The sequence below is a fragment of the Proteus cibi genome, from assembly GCF_003144405.1.
Taxonomy (GTDB): Bacteria; Pseudomonadota; Gammaproteobacteria; order Enterobacterales; family Enterobacteriaceae; genus Proteus; species Proteus cibi.
On sequence record NZ_PENW01000010.1, the window covers coordinates 55,936 to 77,376 of the forward strand.

Sequence of the window (21,441 nt, forward strand, 5' to 3'; positions counted from 1 at the left end):
ACAGAATGTATCAATCTACTTAAATGTCTTGGCTTACTTGAGCACTATTAGCTGTTTTCTTCATACGGGAGATCTTAAATCCGACCCATAAGAAGGCAATCCAGAATGGCATTAAAATCACCGAGATATTCACTTGTGGCATAAATAAGATAATCACTAAGATCATGAATAAGAAAGCAAGACAGATATAGTTGCCATAAGGATACCAAAGTGCTTTAAAGAAAGGCTCTACACCCTCTTTCGTTTTTGCAGCCCTGAACTTTAAATTTGCCAAACAGATCATAATCCAGTTAAGGACTAAGGTAGTAACAACCAACGCCATTAATAGCTCTAACGCTTGATCAGGTAATAAGTAATTCACCAAAATACCTAATGATGTCGCAATAGCTGACAAGAGTAATGACACTACCGGTACACCACGTTTATTAATACGAGAAAGTGCATGTGGGGCATTACCTTGTTTTGCCAAGCCATAAAGCATGCGGCTATTAGAATACACTCCACTGTTATAAACAGACAGAGCAGCCGTTAACACCACCGCATTTAAAATATTCGCAATTAAGAAATTATCCAAGTTATGGAAAATCAGAACGAATGGGCTTTCACCTTTCACAACTTGTGTCCAAGGATAAAGTGAAAGTAACACTAACAGCGAACCGATATAGAAAATTAAAATGCGATAAACAACTTGGTTAGTCGCTTTCGGGATGCTGACTTTTGGGTTTTCAGCTTCAGCAGCGGTGATACCCACCAGCTCAAGTCCACCAAAAGAGAACATCACAATGGCTAATGCAGACATAAAACCCGTAAAGCCATGAGGGAAAAAGCCTAACTCCCATAAATTGCTAACCGAAGCTTGAGGGCCACCATTACCACTTGCCAGTAAGTAGCTCCCAAATAAAATCATACCAACAATCGCCAACACTTTAATGATGGCAAACCAGAACTCGGTTTCACCATACATTTTAACGTTAATCAAATTGATTAAGTTGATTGCCACAAAGAAAATAGCAACGGAGACCCAAACAGGAATATCAGGTAACCAATAGTTAATATATTTACCTGCTGCGGTTAATTCTGCCATGCCGACAAGAATAAACATCACCCAATAGTTCCAGCCAGATAAGAAGCCAGCAAATGGGCTCCAATATTTATTAGCAAAGTGACTAAACGAACCCGCAACTGGCTCTTCGGCAACCATTTCGCCTAATTGGCGCATGATCATAAACGCAATAAAACCACCAATAGCATATCCTAATATTACTGATGGGCCTGTCATATTAATAGTTTGCGCTATACCAAGAAACAGACCAGCGCCGACAGCACCACCCAGCGCAATTAGCTGGATATGTCGATTTTTTAGACCGCGCTTAAGTTCTGTCTGTCGCGACTCTCTCGCCATACATCCTCTTCTCTTTATTATTTTATCAACTTAACGTGTAAACTAATATTTACGATTTTGTTTATTTCAAGCCACCATTAAAACACCATTCTGACTTGAATAACAAATACATTTTATGCTAGGAGAAAAAATAATAAGAAAAGTTATCTTTAGTGATGTTTAGAGGGGAATAATGTGGTAAAGCGACAAAGACCTTGTTGGAAATCCTCTCCTCGATCGCAAAAATTATCTAAAGCCACCAGATAGAGGCCAAAGGTAATGGCTAATGCAATAATTAAGCTAATAATTATTTTCTTTGCGTTCAATTTAAAATCCTTTAAATACATTTTGTTAGTATGACTTATCACATTATAAGTATTCGCTTAAATACGATAACAAGATAGGGAGTTGTTGTTATAAGATTCACAATCAATTATCTCTATGCGTAAATTTAGCATAACTTTCATGATGAAAGGTAAACGCTTCCTCGACAAACTTCAGATAATTTGCATTATTTCGATCTAAACTGTATGTAAAATGACCTTATATTATTTTAAGTACACATTTTGCCAACGATTATAGATAGCTATCCATTAATATGGATTTCTCTGTCTGCCATTTTTTGTATAAGATTAGGGAGTTAATTTTGATTTTTACCTTAACTTCATTGATAGAATGGAACTGTAATGCCACAAGATAATCATCTCGCATTAGTTTGCGCGCTAAGTAAATGGATTGAGGAGCATTTAGGCCGTGTTATCCATCTTGAAGAGTTGGCGGCTTATTCTGGGTACTCTCTTTGGCACATGCAGAAAATCTTTAAAGAAATCACGGGCACCTCTTTAGGAAAGTATATCCGTCAGCGTAGATTGGCTGGCGCTATTCATTTATTACGTACCAGCGAGCGCTCTATCTTCGATATCGCCCTTGATTTCGGTTTTGGTTCACAATCTCACTTTACTTATATGTTCCGTAAAGAGTATGGCATCACGCCTTTCGACTTTCGGCAAAATCAAGAGATCATTTTAGAAACCAAACAACCTTTACATTTACAATCACCTTGTTGTGATTAACCCTTCCATTTATGTGACATTATACAGATCGCTTTTAATGTCACATAAATAATACTCAAGCTATGTGATGATAGACCGCTTCGCCCTTCCTTTATCATGATTGCTTTATTTAATATTGGGGATGCTAATGAGTATTAAGCTTATCGCGATTGATTTAGATGGAACCTTGCTTAACAAACAACACCAAATTACGCCAGAAGTAAAACACGCTGTTCGGCGGGCAAAAGAGGCGGGAGTTAAGATTGTATTAGCTTCTGGACGCTCCTTTAATGGCATCTCTCCCTATTTAAAAACACTCGATCTTAATACCTCGGATTGTTACTGTATCAGCAATAATGGTAGCCAAATTCATCAAGCAGATAATGGTGAAGTTATTATTCAAGATCTACTCAATTTTGAAGATTACCTCTATTTCGAAAACCTCGCTCGTGAGATTGGCGTCCATTTTCACGTTATCAGCGATAATAAGATTTATACTACCAATAGCCATATTAGCCATTTCACCTGCCAAGAAGCCTTTTTATCTTGGACTCCGCTTTATTATCGTCCACTGAATGAAATGCAAACTGATATGTATTTTAGTAAGTTTATGATTGTTGATGCCCCTGCCGTTTTAGATAATGCCATTCAATATCTTCCGACGAATATTTATCAACAATACAGCATATTACGTAGCGCCCCTTATTTTATTGAAGTGTTGAACACCAATGTCAATAAAGGAAGTGCAGTTCAAAAAGTCGCTGAACATTTGAAAATCACACCAGAAAAAATCATGTGTATTGGTGATCAAGGTAATGATTTGGCAATGCTGAAATATGCAGGTTTAGGTGTTGCGATGGAAAATGCGCCGGAAGAAGTGAAAAAAGTCGCTAAATTCGTCACACTTTCTAATGAAGAGCACGGTGTTGCAGTGGCTATCAATAAATTTATTTAAACACGATCTTTTTTGTGTTTTATCGCGAATGTCTACAAAATTATATAGCAATTGTGATCCTTAGCAGAGGATCACACTGCTTTTCGACCCAAAACATAGCCTTTTATGATTTTATAATTGCTGTTAAATGAGCGTTAAATCTGCCTTTCTTCTTACATATCCTTCAGAATTTGTTACTATCAATTCACTTTTCGTTATTCAAACTGCATTTTCACAACATATTAAGCTGTTAATTAGGCTAGATGTAGAATAACAAATATAAATCATTTATATATTTTCTTCACAGACAGGTAGTTTAAGTTATGCTTTCTACAAAAGATATGCTCGTTCTTGGAATGATGGTTTTTGCACTCTTCCTTGGCGCTGGCAATATTATTTTCCCCCCTATGGCGGGTTTCCAATCGGGAAGCCTCTGGTTTAGTACGTCGTTAGGTTTCCTCGTGACGGGTGTCTTACTCCCTTTCCTAACCTTAGTTATTGTTGCAATTCGCGGACGTGGTGAGCGTCTTTCTGTTGATTTGCCTTCATGGGTTGCCGTCATTTTCTGGGTAGCACTGTACCTTATTGTAGGCTCTACCTTTGCGATGCCTCGTGTCACCAATACCGCTTATGAAATGGGTTTCTTACCTTTAGGTCTGATTGAGAAAAATACGGTAACACACCTTACTTTCGCACTTGTTTTCAATATCACAAGTATGTTCTTCATGCTTAAACAAGGCACAATGATAAGCGCCATTGGTAAGTTTATGACACCCGCACTGTTAGTCCTGCTGGTGGTTGTAGGCATTGCGGTTGTGGCTAAACCGATTTCCCCAATTGGTGAACCAACCGGTCTTTATGCGGTAAATGGCTTCTTCTCTGGCTTTATTGATGGTTACCAGACCATGGATGTCCTTTCTGCCATGGCATTTGGCGGCATCGTTGCTCGTGCTTTATATACCAAAGGCATTACAGAACCACGCCAGATTGGTTTTATTACCGTAAAAGCGGGCATGATTTCAGTCTTACTGTTAGCCGCACTTTATCTGTGCCTTTTCTATTTAGGTGCGACAAGCCACTCTGTTTCTGTTTTTGCTGATCCCGCGCTCAATGCGACTAACGGTGGACAAATTTTCTCACGCTATGTTGATGCGTTATTTGGCTCTGTAGGTACCTGGTTGATGGGAGGAATTGTTTTATTAGCCAGTATGACAACCCTAGTGGGTGTAACAAGTGCCGCAGCAGACTACTTTGCGACATTCCACCATCGTTTAGGTTATCGCTTTTGGGTTGTGGTATTTACACTAATGACGACAATCGTATCAACGTTTGGTCTTGATACATTATTACGAGTGACTATTCCTGCATTATTAATGATTTATCCAACCGCAGTCACATTGGTATTACTGCAATTTGTTCGTAACAAATTAAAAGCGCCTCGCTTTACCTATCGCTTTACAATTGCCATCATTGTTTTGATGAGTCTTTTCGATACGTTGAAACAATTGAAGTGGTTAAATGCTGATTTACTGCAATTATTTAGCTATATCCCACTGTCTGATTATGGCTTAGGTTGGGTATTACCCGGTGCAATTGCATTTGTAATTTCACTCATTGTTAGCTTAAACCTTAAAGAAGCCAATCTTCCAGTAGGAAATACTGCGAAATAACTCGTATGTAACACCTAATTTGTAATGCTGATTGTAAATTAATAAAAAAGCGTCTTGCCAATTTTATATTGGAGACGCTTTTTGCTTTTCAATTATCTACATTTTTACTATCTATTTATTCATCTACAAGAAACTCTAAGTTCGGTATTTTTCAATTAATGCTCTTAAAATCGCTTCTGATTGAGCATCAGGAATACCATTCGCTTTTGCTGATCTAAAATGCATTTGGAAAGCCTTCACGACTTTTTGTGCATTATTATCTAATACGCCATTTGTTGGTGTTTGATAACCATATTGCTGTAATAGCTTTTGGAAGTTTGCGATATCAACAGGCTCTGACGGATCTCTACCTGCTAAATAAGTTTGTACTAATTCCTTATCCGGCCAAGCGCCTATTCCTTGACGGGCTAATCTTTCCCAAGGAAATAAAGGTCCCGGATCAACTTTTCTAAGAGGAGCAATATCACTGTGACCCAAAACATTTTGAGGCTCGATATCATGGCGTTCAATAATATCTTTCATTACCATTGAAATCGTTACGATTTGATCTGCTGTATAAGAATACCAATACCTAAACTTGCCATTATCACGGTAACCTAGATTGACTATCTCAATCCCAATGGAGCAATTATTGAGGCTGGTTGCCTCTCCCCACTGACTAACGCCCGCATGCCATGCAATTTGCTTTTCATCCACTAATGAAGTGATCACTGGTTTTCCATCAATCGATGAAGGATGTGTAGGGATCAAATAGTGACTACTGACTTTCCCCCCAGTAAGAACCTTAAGCGAACGTTCATCATCTAGTGCGGTATAGTGCATCACCAAATATTTTACACAGTCATTTGTTTCCTGCTTATTAGGAATAACTTTAACTATATATTCACCTCGATCAATAAATACGGGTTGCTTGGCACAACTGGTTAAGAGGCTTATTGCAATAAGTAATCCTATATAATACCGACTAGACCTCATTTCTGATCCTTGATTGATTATTCCCAAAGCTAAATTGTAATAAAAAAACCCATATTAAAAAATATGGGTTTTGAGTTTTGACGCTTTTTTATTATTACGTTAGTTATTGTTTTAGTTATTGCTCACTTTTTCACATCGAACTAAAGGTTCATCAGGCACAATATTCTCATCCCAAATTCCTTCTTCAATGTCTTCTTGCAATTCTGGATATTGGCGAATATCAAACGTAGGCAGTAAACCGGCTTGTCGTTGCTGGTTATAATCTTTAACTAATTTTAAGGCGACGCCAGATAGCAAGATAATTGCGATTAAATTAGTCATTGCCATTAATCCCATTGAAAGATCGGCCATTTTCCAAACAAGAGGCATATCCGCTAAAGCGCCAAACATGACCATGGCTAAAACCGCTGAACGTAAAAGAAATAGCCCAGTCGTGTGATTACGTCCGAGAAAAATCATATTACTTTCAGCATAAGCATAGTTAGCAATAATAGAGGTAAAAGCGAAGAAGAAAATTGCAATCGCAATAAAGGTACTCCCCCAACCTCCCACACTAGATGACAATGCCAATTGTGTTAATTGAATACCGTTAATACCATCAGGATAACTATCGAGTACTCCTGATGATAAAATGATCACCGCAGTGGCACTACAAATAACCAAGGTATCCATAAAAACACCTAGCATTTGAATATAACCTTGAGATGCAGGATGTGGTGGATACGGTGTTGCTGAAGCAGCCGCATTAGGTGCCGATCCCATACCCGCTTCATTAGAAAAGAGACCGCGCTGAATACCTTGAGTCATCGCTTGACTAATGCCATAGCCAATCGCACCCGCGGCAGCTTCTTGTAATCCAAAGGCACTTTTAAAAATTAAAATGAACACTTCGGGTAAGCGTTCAATATGATCTGCAACAACCCAAAATGCTAATAATAAATAAGCGGTTGCCATAACAGGAACAATTAGCTCAGCAACACGAGCAACCCAACGCAGGCCACCAAAAATAATAAACCCGCTGGTCAATACCAGAAAGATCCCCACATAGAGCGGATCAAAATTAAAGGCAGATGCTGTAGCTTGAGCAATCGAATTCGCTTGAACAGCGTTAAAAACTAAGCCAAAAGCGATAATTAAGAAAATGGCGAAGAGAACCCCCATCCAGCGCATTTTCAGTCCTTTCGTCATATAATAAGCCGGACCACCACGGTAATTACCATCATCATCTTTTGTTTTATAAAGTTGCGCTAGTGTGCTTTCTATTAATGATGTCGCCATCCCAATTAAAGCAACTACCCACATCCAAAAAATAGCGCCAGGACCGCCTGCCGTTAAAGCAATCGCGACACCCGTCAAGTTTCCAGTACCTACACGCGCAGCTAAACTGGTGCATAATGCCTGAAAGGAAGAGATCCCTGATTTATCTGACTTATGGCTATTTTTTAAAATAGAGAACATATGAGTAAAATGTCGGATTTGTATAAATCCGGTACGGATAGTAAAGTAAATACCGACTCCAAGAAGTAAGTAGATAAGAACATATCCCCATAAAATGTTATTCGCAAAGTTTATTAGCCCTGTCAAATTAATCCCCTTATATAATAACGTATATAACCTATCCTTACATCGCTATTGAAATAAAAAAGTCAGCAGATATCGTGTAATTGAGTCAATTACTGATCCGAATCCGTCTTAAAGTAATATCAAAAATTACTGTGTGAAAAGCGAACTAAATGTAACACAATATTGTGTGAGATGTATATTTTTTGTTTATTTTTTTACATGTTATTATTTTAATTTAATTATCTCGTTAACTAAAATAAACAATATTGAAAAATAAAAAAACCATACATATCATTAGGATAAATAATTGTTTATTTATTTTATTAACTTGAAAAAGTAAAGTAAATACTTTAGTCATTAAGTTAATCAGTCATTTTAGAAAAAACAATAAACAGATTAAAAAAACATCAATTAATAATATTTTCTATTTGTCTAAATATAAGATTTAAATGAACTATTAAAGTGATTAATTAAGACCTTTTCTAATCTTCAATTTAACATTTTAGTAATTAACATTTGAGAAATAAACATTTTTACTCCAATTAACAATAAATACTTTATATTGTTGACTCAATAAAATGCTTTAATATTAATAAGATATTAAGATAAGATAAAAAATAAACTTTACATTTTTATTTTATCACACCTAGTTAATGTATTATTTCTAACATGGTTTGTGATCTTTCATTTTTAATGAATACTCTTGGTTAGTTTCTCTTCTCTTTTTTATTCACTTGTTATTCATTAATAACCCTAATTTTTTTTAATACTAATTAATGTTTAATAACATTTGGTTTCATATTAATAAAAAAATCTATAATCACGTAAGTTTACCTATTAACCATTTGGTTAATTTTATTTATACTATGTTTTTCCCTGGTGTTGTATTATTTTTCGCCCTGTTTCCCCAACAGGGCATTTTTTTATCTCAATATTTCAGTATGTTAATATAACCCCTTGTCAAATAATATAAAATAAAAACAAATGAAATATCCAATTGATAAATTAACATTATTCACCTATTTTCAATGCAAAATCTCGCACTCTTTTCATTGATCTAAATCAAATTAAACATTCATATTATTTACTCTTTTCATAGGTAAATTGCTTTTCTCTCTATTTTAAAGTCTATTTAATCAGAGATAAAAATGCTCGTTTTATCATTTGTCTTATTTGGAACACCCATAAAGTGGTATAACAATTAGAGCTGAATAAGATTTTATTGTTATATTTAATGTGCTTGATTAAAAATCGTCCTAAATAAAGTACATTATCTTTACTCTACATTAATGATTAATATCTTTATTTACTTGCATTAATAAGCACACTCTTTTACCTTACTTATATTGTTATTGAGGGAAAGATAATGAGTTATAACCTTTCAGAATTAACACAAGAAGAAAAAGACAAGCTGAATATAAGCTTAGCCGCTTCAGGCGTCGCTTTTAAAGAGCGCTATAACATGCCCGTTGTAGCCGATGCTGTTTTAAGAGAACAACCTCAAGCTTTTCAAGCCTTCTTTCAAGAAAGGCTGGTATTTTATCGTGCAAGAAGCCAGCACTATTCTCGTTTACCCTATGAACCGCCGGTAAAAAAATAGTCAAACACGCTCTGCTATTTTTAGCTTGGTAAAAAAAAAGAGATAAACCTTGGTTTATCTCTTTTTCTTTCAATAGATTAACTACAACCCACTATTACCGATCTATTATTTAGGAGAAACATAAGTAATAGTATTGTCATCACAATTGACTTGAACATTGTAACGAAGATCTGTTCTCGCCCCTCTTACATTCAATACCATCTGATAGCTATTATCCATCTTGATAACTTCATTAGCATTAATACTTGCAACAGGTTTTGGTCCTAATGCATTTTTATCATCTTGCCAGCGAGGTAAACGATTTTGTAAATAATCATTTTTTACTCTTGTAACAAGTTGATTATTATCTAAATTAACACAACTCGCAAAGGGAGCAGAGCGCACAATATCTTTATTAACCTTTTCGATACTTTCTGCAGATGCTCCAAAAGAAACAGCAAGTAAAAGACCTGCTCCAAGTATCCCTGTTTGACCAACAAACTTGCTTAATTTCATATAACCTCCCGAAAATATCCTTTAAAACAGGATGTGTTTCCATTAAGCATAGCACAGGGTTAATAACACAATTGTGACATTTGTTAAAAATTTGTTTTATTCATTCTCATCATCAAATACGATAGAAACTGATTCGCGGGTTGTATGTTTCTCTCTTAATTCTTGAGCGACTAACTGAATTGCCTCTCCGCTGCTCATTCCATCCGCCATTAGAGATTGAATTTTTTCTACTGCTTTTTGCTGCTCTTCATGTGTTAATGTAGGCATTCCTAGAAACATAATGTTACTCTTATCTTTATTAACGTCTATTTTGTATTTACATGAATGTAATCTGTTTGATTACAATTTATTGTGCGAATAATACAACACACTTTGTTTACATGGTCATAAGATGGATATGCAATTACAACAACGTGAATTAACTTATACCCCTGATCTAGCACTGCGGGTATTTTCTCCTATTGCGTCATTGCCTTGGTCTAGTTTACTTCATTCTGGCTTTGCCGAACATCCTCATAATCGTTTTGATATTGTTGTCTCCGATCCTGCTGTGACTTTAGAAACTCGCAAACAAACAACAACGATCAAAGAAAAAAATGGCACCGTAAAACGCGCCAAAAAAGATCCCTTTACGCTTATTCAATCTGTGTTAGAACAGTTCAATTTTCACCCAGAACATAATGAATCATTGCCTTTTTTGGGGGGCGCTTTAGGTATCTGGAGTTATGATTTAGGTCGTCGCTTTGAAAACTTACCTGAAATAGCGAAAAATGAGCTTAATTTCGCAGATATGGCAATTGGTATTTATGATTGGGCACTAATTGTTGATCATCACTTAAAAAAAGCCACTTTAATTAGCTATCACAGCATTGATGAACGATTACAGTGGTTAGAAAGCCAAACTACTCCATCTCTTGATTCGCCATTTACCTTAACAACAGATTGGCAATCAAACATCAGTAGTGATGAATATAACGAGAAAATTGCTAAAATTCATCAATACTTACTTTCGGGTGACTGCTATCAAGTTAATTTGGCACAACGTTTTTGTGCAAACTATACTGGCAGTGAATGGAATGCATTCTTGACATTAAATAAAGCTAATAAAGCGCCATTCTCTTCTTTTATGTGTTTACCCAACAATTTTGTGATGAGTATTTCACCTGAACGCTTTATTCATTTAGCTGATCATCAAATAGAAACACGCCCAATAAAAGGAACACTACCTCGTAAAGCATCACCAAAAGAAGACGATGAACAAGCCGAGTTATTAGCAAACTCGCGAAAAGATCGCGCTGAAAACTTGATGATTGTCGATTTGATGCGTAATGATATTGGCAAAGTTGCAGTAACTGGCACTGTAAAAGTACCCGAGTTATTTGTCGTTGAGCGTTTCCCTGCAGTACATCATTTAGTCAGTACGATTACGGCGCAGTTACCTTCTCATTTAACAGCCACGGATTTATTAAGAGCCGCTTTCCCTGGCGGTTCTATCACCGGAGCGCCCAAAATCAGAGCAATGGAGATCATCGAGGAGCTTGAACCTCATCGTCGCCATGGATACTGTGGTGCAATTGGTTATATCAGTTTTTGTGGCACAATGGACACCAATATCAGCATCCGTACTTTATTGACTGAAAAAAATAAAATTTACTGCTGGGCGGGCGGTGGTATTGTTGCTGATAGCGTTGCTGAAAAAGAGTACCAAGAAACATTCGATAAACTTGGGCAAATATTAACTGTTTTAAGTGAGTCTACTATCGATGACACCCATTGATACTTTTATCAATCGTTTTCAACTCACATTACCTGATGACAAGGTAAATCAGCCTCTTCATGCACAAAAATCGGCAGCCGTCTTGCTGCCGATTATCAATAAACCTAACCCAACATTATTACTAACGGAACGCGCATCAACGTTACGCTCTCATGCAGGGCAAGTCGCTTTACCGGGCGGTAAGCGTGATCCTGAAGATAGCAACCTTATTGCAACCGCACTAAGGGAAGCGCATGAAGAAGTGGCGATCCCACCCAATGCCGTATCCGTTATTGGTCAGTTAGCCCCTTTACAAAGTTCTAGCGGATACTTAGTCACGCCGATTGTGGGTGTTATTCCTGCGGGTTTACCTTTACGCCATAACCCCGCTGAAGTCGCCTCTATCTTTGAAATGCCACTAAGCCATGTACTTAATGCCCAACATTATCAGCCATTAGATTTTCATCGTGCTGGCGAAAATCACCGTATCTACTTTTATCCTTATAATGGGCATCTTGTCTGGGGATTAACCGCGGCTATTTTGCATAGACTCGCTCTGCATATTACTTAACACGCTATTTTATATTCAGTCTGTGCTTTTTATCACCGCCTTCACAACTCTACTTAGCTATTTTAAAAAAATGTTGTAAACTACATCATTAACGGGACGATATAATCGTAAAAACGATCCCTTTACTATAAATAACTATATTTTATTCTTTTTAACCCTCTCTCTTATTATTAAGGAGTCTGACGTGATTAGCGTTTTCGACATGTTTAAAGTGGGCATCGGACCATCTAGCTCTCACACCGTAGGGCCAATGAAAGCGGGTAAAGAATTTGTCGATGATTTAGTCAGCCAGGAATTGATTGCGTCTGTCACTCGCGTAGCTGTTGATGTTTACGGCTCCTTGTCTTTGACAGGCAAAGGTCACCATACTGATATCGCCATTATTATGGGGTTAGCAGGTAATGCACCAGCGACTGTCGATATTGACAGCATTCCCGGTTTTATTCGTGAAGTTGAAGAAACTGGCAAACTACCATTAGCAAACGGCTTAAAAGTGGTCGATTTCCCAGCAGAAAGCATGCATTTCAGCAATGACAACCTATCATTGCATGAAAATGGCATGACAATCCATGCTTTCGCTGGCGACAAAGAAGTCTATAGAAAAACGTATTACTCTATTGGTGGTGGTTTTATCGTTGATGAAGAAAACTTCGGTAAATCAACATTAAATAGTAAGCCTGTTTCATACCCTTATGCTAGCGCAGAAGAGTTATTAAAGCACTGTAAAGAAACGGGTTTATCCATTTCTAGCTTAATGATGAAAAATGAGCTGGATCTGCATACTCAAGCAGAAATTAATGCTTATTTCGCTGATGTTTATAAAACAATGCAAGAGTGTATTGAACACGGTTTAAATACTGAAGGCGTATTACCGGGGCCATTACGTGTACCACGTCGTGCAGCCGCATTAAATCGCTTATTAACATCAAGCAACAGCCTGTCAAACGATCCAATGAAAGTGGTTGATCTGATCAATATGTTTGCACTGGCAGTAAATGAAGAAAACGCAGCCGGTGGACGCGTTGTCACAGCACCAACAAATGGTGCATGTGGGATCGTTCCTGCGGTATTAGCTTACTACGATCGTTGCATAGAACCTGTTACACAAGAAACCTACTTACGCTATTTCTTAGCATCCGGCGCCATTGGTATTCTTTACAAAATGAATGCTTCTATTTCAGGTGCTGAAGTCGGTTGTCAAGGCGAAGTTGGCGTAGCTTGTTCAATGGCCGCTGCGGGTCTTGCTGAATTATTAGGTGGAAGTCCAGAGCAAGTCTGTATTGCTGCTGAAATCGGTATGGAACACAACCTTGGTTTAACTTGTGACCCTGTTGCAGGTCAAGTTCAAGTTCCTTGTATTGAACGTAATGCTATTGCTTCAGTTAAAGCTGTTAATGCCGCACGTATGGCAATCCGTCGTACCAGTGAACCTCGTGTTTCTCTCGATAAGGTCATTGAAACCATGTATGAAACGGGTAAAGATATGAATGCTAAATACCGCGAAACATCTCGCGGTGGTCTTGCAATCAAAGTACAGTGTGACTAATTAACACGATTTAGACGAAAAGCCATTCATTTTGAATGGCTTTTTTATTTTAGCGACTTGATTACAATCATCGTTTAACTCTTAGATAACTAAAGATAATAATCATAAAATACACATTTAAAATTAAGTAATATATTTTTTATAACGTAAATCTTTCTTATTTTCCTATATTAAATACAAGCATTAAATATACGTATTAAATATAGGCTCATTTAATATTCATTTAATTTTGTAGAAAATAAAGCTTATAATTTTCAGGTGTATTCATTTCTATAAAAATAGAGTTTTTATTATAAAAATAATTAAAACCCATTACTTATTATACGGTTAATTATTCATCACATTGAAAATTATCATTTTTTTAACATCTGATGATTATTTATAATATACATAAAGTCGCCAAACTTAATAATGATAATTATTATCAATATTATCTTTGAAATATAATAAATAATATGTTGCCTTTCCAAAATAATATGTTATCTTCTGCACCAAGTCATTGGGGAGTAGCCTGTCTTAAAATAAGAAATATTATTTTAAGAAACCTGTATCAACATACTCGCTTATTTTCATCTAGCGTGGTGCAGGTGCCGTAATACGGTTGGCAAGACCATAGACACATAATTGTACTTCTTTGGTTGGGGGTCAATTGTGTGTATATGGAAATACCCCAACCGAGGCTTTATTATGAGTTTCTACGCTACTATCATTCTCGCCCTTGCCCTTTCAATGGACGCTTTTGCTGTCGCTGTCTGTAAAGGTGCCACACTACATAAACCTCGTTTTCGCGAAGCACTCCGCACTGGATTTATATTCGGTATTATTGAAGCCAGCACACCTGTTATTGGTTGGGCTCTAGGTTTATATACAAGCCAATATATTATTCAATGGGATCACTGGGTTGCCTTTGGATTACTGTTTGTACTGGGTAGCCGGATGATTTATCAAAGCTTAAAACGTGATGATGAGTGCCCTTGTGAAGAAGAAGCCCCACAACGCCACGGCTCACTGTCTTTAATCGCAACAGGTATTGCAACAAGCCTTGATGCAATGGCAATTGGTGTCGGTTTAGCGTTCCTTCAAGTCAATATTGTTCATACCGCAATGACAATTGGCATGATGACGATGATCATGGCAACTTTGGGTATGCTAATTGGTCGTTATATTGGTCCAGTACTTGGGAAAAAAGCAGAGATTATTGGTGGGATCGTATTAATTGCTATCGGCTTTAATATTGTATTTGAACACTTAGAATTATTCATGTACGCAAAATAATCGCTAATAAAGCATATTAAAAAGCTTAGGTTTAAAATATCACGACCTAAGCTTTTTTATTAACTTCACAAAATACCTTTTATTTCACTTTATTAAGCATGGCGTTGATAGACGCGAATTAAAAAGTCTGTTTCACATTCAAAGCTTTTACTTTCCGCTAATGTCTGTTTTACTTCTTCACTTGCACGCCACGCAAACGGCGTCATTTGTAATAAATCAAAAGCCTGCTTACCATTTAAATTCATCATATAAGCAACTTGATGCTCAGACACTTTATTAAATCCATCAAAATGCTCTTCTTTTAATGGATGCAGATGTACTTCTGAATAAATCAGTGCTTTTAACTGATAGAGATGACGAGGAGCGGGTGTCACAGTAATAATATAACCATTGTCCACAATAACTCTTGCTAATTCATCATTATTACAAGGGGCGTAAATACGCACAACCGCATTTAAAGAAGCATCACAAAAAGGTAAACGCTGACTTGACGCTACACAAAAATGAATTGATGAATAACGTTTAGCTGCATATTTAATCGCAACCTTAGAAACATCTAAACCATACACTTGCGGATTATGTAATTTTAGCTTTTGATAAAACTGATTGGTGTAATAACCTTCACCACAACCAATATCCAATACAACACTGTTATCTTCAGGTAATAATGATTGTATTAACTCAGCCACTTTGTCTCGCATTGGCTGGTAAAAACCCGCATCTAAAAATTCACGACGTGCGTTGATCATTTCAGCACTATCACCAGGCTCTTTTGAACGTTTAAATTGCACTGGCAACAAATTGACATACCCTTCTTTAGCGCAATCGAATTGATGATGATTACCACAGACCCAACTGTGGGCTTGAAGAGAAAGTGCCTGATAACATAATGGACATTGATAAGACATAGTAATATTTCTGTATAACCTAGAATAAAATTGGGAGAGATAATAACATACCTCTCCCCATCTTGCGGAAAACCTAACTCTTTATTTTTAATCTTAAGTCATGCTTTCTATGCTAAGTAGCGTAATAAACACAACTTATAGCCTAATCAAGTTCGTTTTAGTTTTTCAGTGTTAGCGATAAATAACGCGATAACTAACAGCAATATTGCACCTGATTGAATTAACGTATCAACGGAATCTTTATGCTCAACAATAATTAAACGCACTATTGCTGTTATTCCAATATAAATAAAATATCTAAGAGGGAAATGTCCGCCAGATAAAAAATACTTAACAATAAGTGCAATAAACTCAAAATAAAGAAAGTAGATCAAGATACCTTCTAGTAATTGATAAGAGGACTCTTCTGCACCTAAATTAAATAATAATGAAGCAATTACATACGTTTCTTTGATAAGAAAACTGACTAATACAATCGCTAAAATAAGTAATCCAATATTAAGTACCCACTGTAATATAGTGGCAATACATTTCAGTAAATCTTCGCTTGATTTTCTCATATAAACTATAACCTAGTGAGATCATTCCGTGATGTATAAAAATAATAAAAAGTCTATTAGACAATTTTGCTAAATTTTAATGGATTTACGCATTCACCACACCATTTTTTTATCCATTCGAGCCAAAAAACCAAGAATAATGATGCAATAATCGCAATATTTGCTTTTAAATTTCAACTTGTAAGCTGATTTACTTATACTTAATTTAAGGGCTAATTTATTGAAAAGGCACACTATGGCTAACAAATACCTCGTTGCAATTGATTTATTAGAAGATAGTAGAATTCAGCGTATGATCGAAGATATTCACTTTCTCGCTAGGAAACCAGAAAATTATTTCCATTTCATTACAGTTATGCCTAATTTACGCTCTTTAGAAGCTTACGGGCTTAATTGTGATAGCTCGTCTGTCGTTGAGAAAAAGCAACAAGCTTTAGTTTTATTAACTGAAAAATTAGAGCAATGTGTAAAACAACAATTTAACTTACCCAAAGAACAATACCAATGCCATGCCGTTATTGGTACGCCTAATTATAATATTCTAGAGTTGGCAGAAAAAATTGATGCGGACACCATTATTATAGGCTCAAGCTCACGTAATCAACGCAATATATTGCTGGGTTCAACAGCGGATTATATTGTAAATAATACGTCACGTTCAGTCATGGTTATTCGCAAGTAAAACCATTAACACGCTTTTCTTTTGGCAATAATACTGCATCAGTTATTGCCAAAAGCATTGTTTAATCTTCTGCCTAAATAGCACTAAATGCACCTTAAATTTTTCATTTTAAATAGTTAACTTGCTAGAATGCAGGTCAAAAAACAAAAATTTCATCTCTTTTTTATCGCAACTTCTGCTTTTATCCTAACTGTAATTTCAATAAATTTATTTTCATTTTCTATCTGCCAAAACCTTAAATGAGATATTTATGAATCAAGATCTAAAACAGAAAATCAGTACCTTTGAAGAAGGTTCTCCTGATGAAAATCCATGGGTAAATGGCAAACCAACACCAAGTGTAATAACGATTGAGCCATATAATAAATTATGGGTAACATTATTTAATCAACAAAAAGAACAGATTATCCAAAAATTAAAAGATAAATGCCTAGCTATTGAGCATATAGGATCAACAGCAGTACCTGAGTTAAATGCAAAACCGATCATTGATATTGATTTAATTGTTGCTGATCCTGCTGATGAACCAAGCTATATTCCTTGGTTAAATCAGTTAGGCTATAAACTTACGGTGAGAGAACCTTCATGGTATCAACATCGTATGTTAAAACTAGAAACACCTAATGTGAATCTACATGTATTTGCACCTAATTGCCCTGAGCATCTTAGACATATTTTATTTAGAGATTGGTTAATTAATCATAAAGAAGATAGAGAGTTATATATAGATGCAAAACTCAGTGCAAAAGAAGATGTTGAAAATGTACATCAATATAATCAGAAAAAAGATCACATCGTAAAAATGATTTATCAGCGAATTTTTGATTCCCTTTGAACGACTTATTCTCTTTTTTACTTCATATCCTCACACTATTCTAAAGTGAGGATATAAATTTTGCTGTTTATTTTTATTCAAAAGATAAAGATTGTCCTGCATTGAAATCTTTTGCATTAAGGTATTTTCGCCCTAATACTCCCGTACAATGACATCCATACACATCGATATTTTCATCTATGGCTTTTTTAGCACGTTGTAATGCAGAGAGTGTTGCACAACGTAAATGCAATCCGCCTACAATCGCTTGAATTTGGTTATTTCCGGTTATTTTTTTTGCATGCCCAATGATGGATTCAATCCCCGAATGACTACAACCGGTGATAATCACTAGACCTTTTTTCCCTTGCCAAACAAGAAAGCTATCATCAAGAACATAATCATCTTCTTCACCTGATCCATGAATAATAACACCGTAGCGTTTATTCACTTGACGTTGAGTCACTTGTCCCGAATAGATAAAATTTTCTTCGATTGCTAACGGTACTTCTGTTAATTCAAAAGAAAACTGCGCTTCGAGTTTTTCACGATCAAATAAAGGGGCTAGCCGTTTAAATTTAATACTTTTATTGCCTAAAAAAAGTGCTGAATAACGAACAGAAAATAAATGAGGATGAGCAATAATTCGTGGTTTATCGATGAAAAAATCTGTTGGCAAATGTGTGAGTCCACCAAAATGATCATAATGGCCATGAGACACAACAATCGTTTTCAATGTGGTTAAATCAATACCCATTTTTTTTGCATTTGAAATAAAAGCAAGGTCTTTTCCCGTATCAAAGAGAATTTTAGTGTGGCACTCATCATCTTCTAACAATAATGACAAACCAGGATAATGGTTAAGTTCAGGATTAATCGATTTGTTTTCTAGTAATGCGGTGATCGTTAACATAGGGATTTTTTTAATTATTATCAGGAGATAACTTAATAGTAATTAAAAAACGAATTTGTTCCAAACATAAAAGCGACTGATTTGTGCGATTACGTTACCTTTTTAGTTACATAATCGCTGTTATGTGCAAATGAAACATAACAGCGATACCACAAACCCTTGCAAATATTCTTATTTTTCGCTTATAAACACGACTCTCCTATTATCTTACTACCATAACAGAACGTTTTGCATAGCGTGTAATATCTGCGGCGGTTGAACCGATATGATAAGAATTATCTTCAGGATTATGCGAACCAATGACAATTAAATCCGCATTCACTTCATCAGCAATCTGCAATATTGCATCTCGTGGTGTACCAATACAGATGTGAGTTTGCATTCTGTCGTCAGGCAAATCAAAACGTTCGATGATTTTTTTAAGCTCTTTTTCCGCTGACGTTTTTAAGCATCCTTGATCTAATTGATCGCCATTCATAACAAGTCGATAATAAGAAGATTGTGGAAGTTTAGGAAGCACATACAAAAAGTGAACATAAGGATCTTCATTTTTTGCAATATTTTCCACTAACGGAATTGCTTTGTTCATCAGGTTATCTTCATCAATATCAATGGGAACCAAAATATTCTTATACATACCGCCTCCTTTTATTTTAATTGTAGGATAGTGTATTTTTAGAAAAATACCGGATGTAGTTAACATATTTTAAAAATATTTTATTTCAGAAAAATAAAGGCTGTTTTTCACTCAAAATAACGGTAAAAAACCAAGTGAAAAATAAATGGAAGTAAATATAAACTTTATTTTTAATACTTTTTTATTTTAATAAACTATTAATTATTTTATTAGTATTAGCATTTTATTTTTAATAAAAAGCCTTATTCAATAATAAGGCTTTTCATTTTTCTGATATTGCGATTGGATTATTTTTGAATACAGTTTTTCTGTTTATTCTTCTTAACGTATTGATAACCAACGGCTAATGCAATAAACCATAATGGAGTCACACTTAATGCTTGGCGAGTATCATGTTCAAAAGCTAATAACACCGTCATAAATGCAAAAAATGCAAGACATAACCACGACATAAAAATTCCCAAAGGCATTTTATAAATAGACTTCTCATGCAGTTGAGGGCGTTTTTTACGATATGCCAGATAAGAGCATAAAATCATACTCCAAATAAACATAAACAATAACGCAGAGACTGTTGTCACCAAAGTAAATACATGCATAACATCAGGAATAAAGTAAATTAATATAATTCCACATGATAAACATAAGCTCGTAAATAACAGTCCATTGGCAGGCACGGCACGTTTAGATAATTGGCTAAACTGTTTTGGTGCTTCGCCTTCTTTAGATAAACCAAATAACATTCGACTTGTGGAAAATATCCCGCTATTCGCAGAAGAGGCGGCAGCAGTTAATACCACAAAGTTGACTAAACTTGCAGCTGCCGGTATTCCTATCATAACGAATAACTCAACAAATGGACTTTTATCCGCCAAAATAGAACGCCATGGCGTTACCGACATAATAATGGCTAATGCTAATACGTAAAAAGTAATAATACGGATAGGAATAGCATTGATCGCTTTCGGTAAGGATTTTTCTGGATTACGTGTTTCAGCCGCCGCAGTACCAACTAATTCAATCCCAACAAAAGCAAAAATAGCAATTTGGAATCCGGCAAAAAATCCACTTACCCCTTTAGGGAACATTCCCCCATCATTCCAAATATTCTCTAGAGCCGCAGTGTGCCCTGCTGGCGATTCAAATCCAATACTGATAAGAACAATACCAACAATAATTAAAGAGACAATGGCGGTTATTTTTATCATTGAGAACCAAAATTCCATTTCTCCGAAGAGTTTGACTGTCGCTAAATTTAAAATAAGCAATGTCAGCACACAAATAAAGGATGTCCCCCATTCAGGAAAATTAGGTGCCCAATAACTAATATAAGACGTTATCGCGACGATATCGGCAATCCCTGTAATGACCCAGCAAAACCAATATGTCCACCCGACAAAGAAACCAGCCCACGGCCCTAATAAATCGCCAGCAAAATCACTAAATGACTTATATTCTAAATTTGATAATAATAGTTCGCCCATCGCTCTCATCACAAAGAACAAGACAAAGCCAATTATCATATAAACAAAAATAATTGATGGTCCAGCTAACGAAATAGTTTTTCCTGATCCCATAAATAGACCAGTACCGATAGCACCACCAATAGCAATTAATTGAATATGACGATTTGTTAGCCCACGCTGTAGAGTGGCATTCTTTACTCTAACGGGAGGAGAAATTTCTGTTTGATCTTCCATACCATACCTGAAGTGTTTTCATATTTTCGATGTTGTTTTCACCGCTATTTTATTTTTTGGCGCGGTAATATGTTTGCGAAATTATTGTGACACAAATCTCAGTATAAGTAATGAAAAGATCACTTTTAGTAAAATGAATGATGCTTTGATAACCAGATAAGATCCTTTCTTTAATTTAAGCGGCGATATTTTATCCATTCGAAAAAAAATCAAAATAAGCACTTGACCATCGCATTTGAGAGGAGAATAATCAGCGCATCGGGTTGTTAGCTCAGTCGGTAGAGCAGTTGACTCTTAATCAATTGGTCGGGAGTTCGAGCCTCCCACGACCCACCAAATTTAAGCTGATAAATCAGACATTTATGCCACTTAGCAATAAGTGGCTTTTTTGTATCTGGAAGAAAGTGGC

Annotated in this window: 21 protein-coding genes, 1 tRNA gene and 1 riboswitch; of the genes, 11 read left to right on the plus strand and 11 right to left on the minus strand. The window is 35.9% G+C overall.

The window, feature by feature from the left end; translation table 11 throughout:
* Positions 1–19: 19 nt before the first annotated feature.
* Together DK865_RS05915 and mgrB are read right to left on the minus strand one after the other, a co-directional pair.
* Positions 20–1,402, minus strand: coding sequence for an amino acid permease (locus DK865_RS05915; protein ID WP_023581879.1), 1,383 nt, complete (start codon positions 1,400–1,402; stop codon positions 20–22).
* A 149-nt stretch (positions 1,403–1,551) separates the two neighbouring features.
* A complete protein-coding gene (gene mgrB / locus DK865_RS18800) occupies positions 1,552–1,707 on the minus strand; it encodes a PhoP/PhoQ regulator MgrB (protein WP_226892284.1) in 156 nt (51 codons plus the stop codon).
* A gap of 360 nt (positions 1,708–2,067) precedes the next feature.
* On the opposite strand from mgrB, the gene DK865_RS05925 reads away from it, so the two are divergent.
* The 3 genes from DK865_RS05925 to brnQ all read left to right on the plus strand — a co-directional run bounded on the left by DK865_RS05925 (position 2,068) and on the right by brnQ (position 5,037).
* Complete coding sequence (locus DK865_RS05925; protein WP_109391434.1) at positions 2,068–2,454, plus strand: helix-turn-helix domain-containing protein; 387 nt, start codon at positions 2,068–2,070, stop codon at positions 2,452–2,454.
* 127 nt (positions 2,455–2,581) lie between these two features.
* On the plus strand, positions 2,582–3,388 hold the full coding sequence (gene yidA, locus DK865_RS05930) for a sugar-phosphatase (protein ID WP_109391435.1): 807 nt from the start codon (positions 2,582–2,584) through the stop codon (positions 3,386–3,388).
* A 302-nt stretch (positions 3,389–3,690) separates the two neighbouring features.
* A complete protein-coding gene (gene brnQ / locus DK865_RS05935; protein WP_023581876.1) occupies positions 3,691–5,037 on the plus strand; it encodes a branched-chain amino acid transport system II carrier protein in 1,347 nt (448 codons plus the stop codon).
* Between the two features lie 135 nt (positions 5,038–5,172).
* Here the strand turns inward: brnQ and DK865_RS05940 are convergent, their stop codons facing one another.
* Positions 5,173–6,012: an N-acetylmuramoyl-L-alanine amidase gene (locus tag DK865_RS05940; protein ID WP_109391436.1), complete on the minus strand. Its 840-nt coding sequence runs from the start codon at positions 6,010–6,012 to the stop codon at positions 5,173–5,175.
* A 111-nt stretch (positions 6,013–6,123) separates the two neighbouring features.
* Positions 6,124–7,596 carry an alanine/glycine:cation symporter family protein gene (locus DK865_RS05945; protein WP_109391437.1) on the minus strand — a complete coding sequence of 491 codons (1,473 nt, stop codon included), beginning with the start codon at positions 7,594–7,596 and terminating at the stop codon, positions 6,124–6,126.
* A 1,345-nt stretch (positions 7,597–8,941) separates the two neighbouring features.
* Here DK865_RS05945 and DK865_RS05950 point away from each other — a divergent pair.
* Positions 8,942–9,175 carry a DNA polymerase III subunit theta gene (locus DK865_RS05950; protein WP_023581873.1) on the plus strand — a complete coding sequence of 78 codons (234 nt, stop codon included), beginning with the start codon at positions 8,942–8,944 and terminating at the stop codon, positions 9,173–9,175.
* Between the two features lie 105 nt (positions 9,176–9,280).
* Here the strand turns inward: DK865_RS05950 and yebF are convergent, their stop codons facing one another.
* Positions 9,281–9,670, minus strand: a complete 390-nt coding sequence (gene yebF / locus DK865_RS05955) for a protein YebF (protein ID WP_023581872.1) — start codon at positions 9,668–9,670, stop codon at positions 9,281–9,283.
* Positions 9,671–9,766: 96 nt separating this feature from the next.
* Positions 9,767–9,949: a YoaH family protein gene (locus tag DK865_RS05960; protein ID WP_023581871.1), complete on the minus strand. Its 183-nt coding sequence runs from the start codon at positions 9,947–9,949 to the stop codon at positions 9,767–9,769.
* Between the two features lie 112 nt (positions 9,950–10,061).
* Here DK865_RS05960 and pabB point away from each other — a divergent pair, with 112 nt between their 5' ends.
* The 4 genes from pabB (at position 10,062) to mntP (ending at position 14,818) form a co-directional block, all read left to right on the plus strand.
* The gene (gene pabB, locus DK865_RS05965; RefSeq protein WP_109391438.1) at positions 10,062–11,447 is read left to right on the plus strand and encodes an aminodeoxychorismate synthase component 1; all 1,386 of its coding nucleotides are present in this window, start codon (positions 10,062–10,064) and stop codon (positions 11,445–11,447) included.
* Positions 11,434–11,997 (plus strand): CoA pyrophosphatase, encoded by a 564-nt coding sequence (locus DK865_RS05970; RefSeq protein ID WP_023581869.1) that lies wholly within the window; start codon positions 11,434–11,436, stop codon positions 11,995–11,997. The genes pabB and DK865_RS05970 overlap by 14 nt, the downstream gene beginning before the upstream one ends.
* Positions 11,998–12,181: 184 nt before the next feature.
* Positions 12,182–13,543 (plus strand): L-serine ammonia-lyase, encoded by a 1,362-nt coding sequence (locus DK865_RS05975; RefSeq protein ID WP_069367596.1) that lies wholly within the window; start codon positions 12,182–12,184, stop codon positions 13,541–13,543.
* Between the two features lie 489 nt (positions 13,544–14,032).
* Positions 14,033–14,171: riboswitch (yybP-ykoY riboswitch) on the plus strand.
* A 59-nt stretch (positions 14,172–14,230) separates the two neighbouring features.
* Positions 14,231–14,818: a manganese efflux pump MntP gene (gene mntP, locus DK865_RS05980; protein ID WP_023581867.1), complete on the plus strand. Its 588-nt coding sequence runs from the start codon at positions 14,231–14,233 to the stop codon at positions 14,816–14,818.
* 92 nt (positions 14,819–14,910) lie between these two features.
* Here the strand turns inward: mntP and rlmA are convergent, their stop codons facing one another.
* Both rlmA and psiE read right to left on the minus strand, forming a co-directional pair.
* Positions 14,911–15,726, minus strand: coding sequence for a 23S rRNA (guanine(745)-N(1))-methyltransferase (rlmA, locus tag DK865_RS05985; protein ID WP_109391439.1), 816 nt, complete (start codon positions 15,724–15,726; stop codon positions 14,911–14,913).
* A gap of 146 nt (positions 15,727–15,872) precedes the next feature.
* The gene (gene psiE / locus DK865_RS05990) at positions 15,873–16,286 is read right to left on the minus strand and encodes a phosphate-starvation-inducible protein PsiE (protein WP_023581865.1); all 414 of its coding nucleotides are present in this window, start codon (positions 16,284–16,286) and stop codon (positions 15,873–15,875) included.
* A gap of 235 nt (positions 16,287–16,521) precedes the next feature.
* Between psiE and DK865_RS05995 the strand changes: the two genes are divergently transcribed.
* Entirely contained in the window at positions 16,522–16,968 is a 447-nt protein-coding gene (locus DK865_RS05995) for a universal stress protein (RefSeq protein ID WP_023581864.1), read from the plus strand.
* Positions 16,969–17,218: 250 nt separating this feature from the next.
* Positions 17,219–17,803: a GrpB family protein gene (locus DK865_RS06000; RefSeq protein ID WP_023581863.1), complete on the plus strand. Its 585-nt coding sequence runs from the start codon at positions 17,219–17,221 to the stop codon at positions 17,801–17,803.
* Between the two features lie 73 nt (positions 17,804–17,876).
* On the opposite strand, the gene DK865_RS06005 is transcribed toward DK865_RS06000, so the two are convergent.
* The 3 genes from DK865_RS06005 to cycA all read right to left on the minus strand — a co-directional run bounded on the left by DK865_RS06005 (position 17,877) and on the right by cycA (position 21,032).
* The gene (locus tag DK865_RS06005) at positions 17,877–18,695 is read right to left on the minus strand and encodes an MBL fold metallo-hydrolase (protein WP_109391440.1); all 819 of its coding nucleotides are present in this window, start codon (positions 18,693–18,695) and stop codon (positions 17,877–17,879) included.
* A 202-nt stretch (positions 18,696–18,897) separates the two neighbouring features.
* Positions 18,898–19,332: a universal stress protein gene (locus DK865_RS06010; protein WP_036912744.1), complete on the minus strand. Its 435-nt coding sequence runs from the start codon at positions 19,330–19,332 to the stop codon at positions 18,898–18,900.
* Between the two features lie 287 nt (positions 19,333–19,619).
* Complete coding sequence (gene cycA / locus DK865_RS06015; RefSeq protein WP_109391441.1) at positions 19,620–21,032, minus strand: D-serine/D-alanine/glycine transporter; 1,413 nt, start codon at positions 21,030–21,032, stop codon at positions 19,620–19,622.
* Positions 21,033–21,292: 260 nt separating this feature from the next.
* On the opposite strand from cycA, the gene DK865_RS06020 reads away from it, so the two are divergent.
* Positions 21,293–21,368: transfer RNA gene (locus DK865_RS06020), tRNA-Lys, on the plus strand.
* Positions 21,369–21,441: the final 73 nt, after the last annotated feature.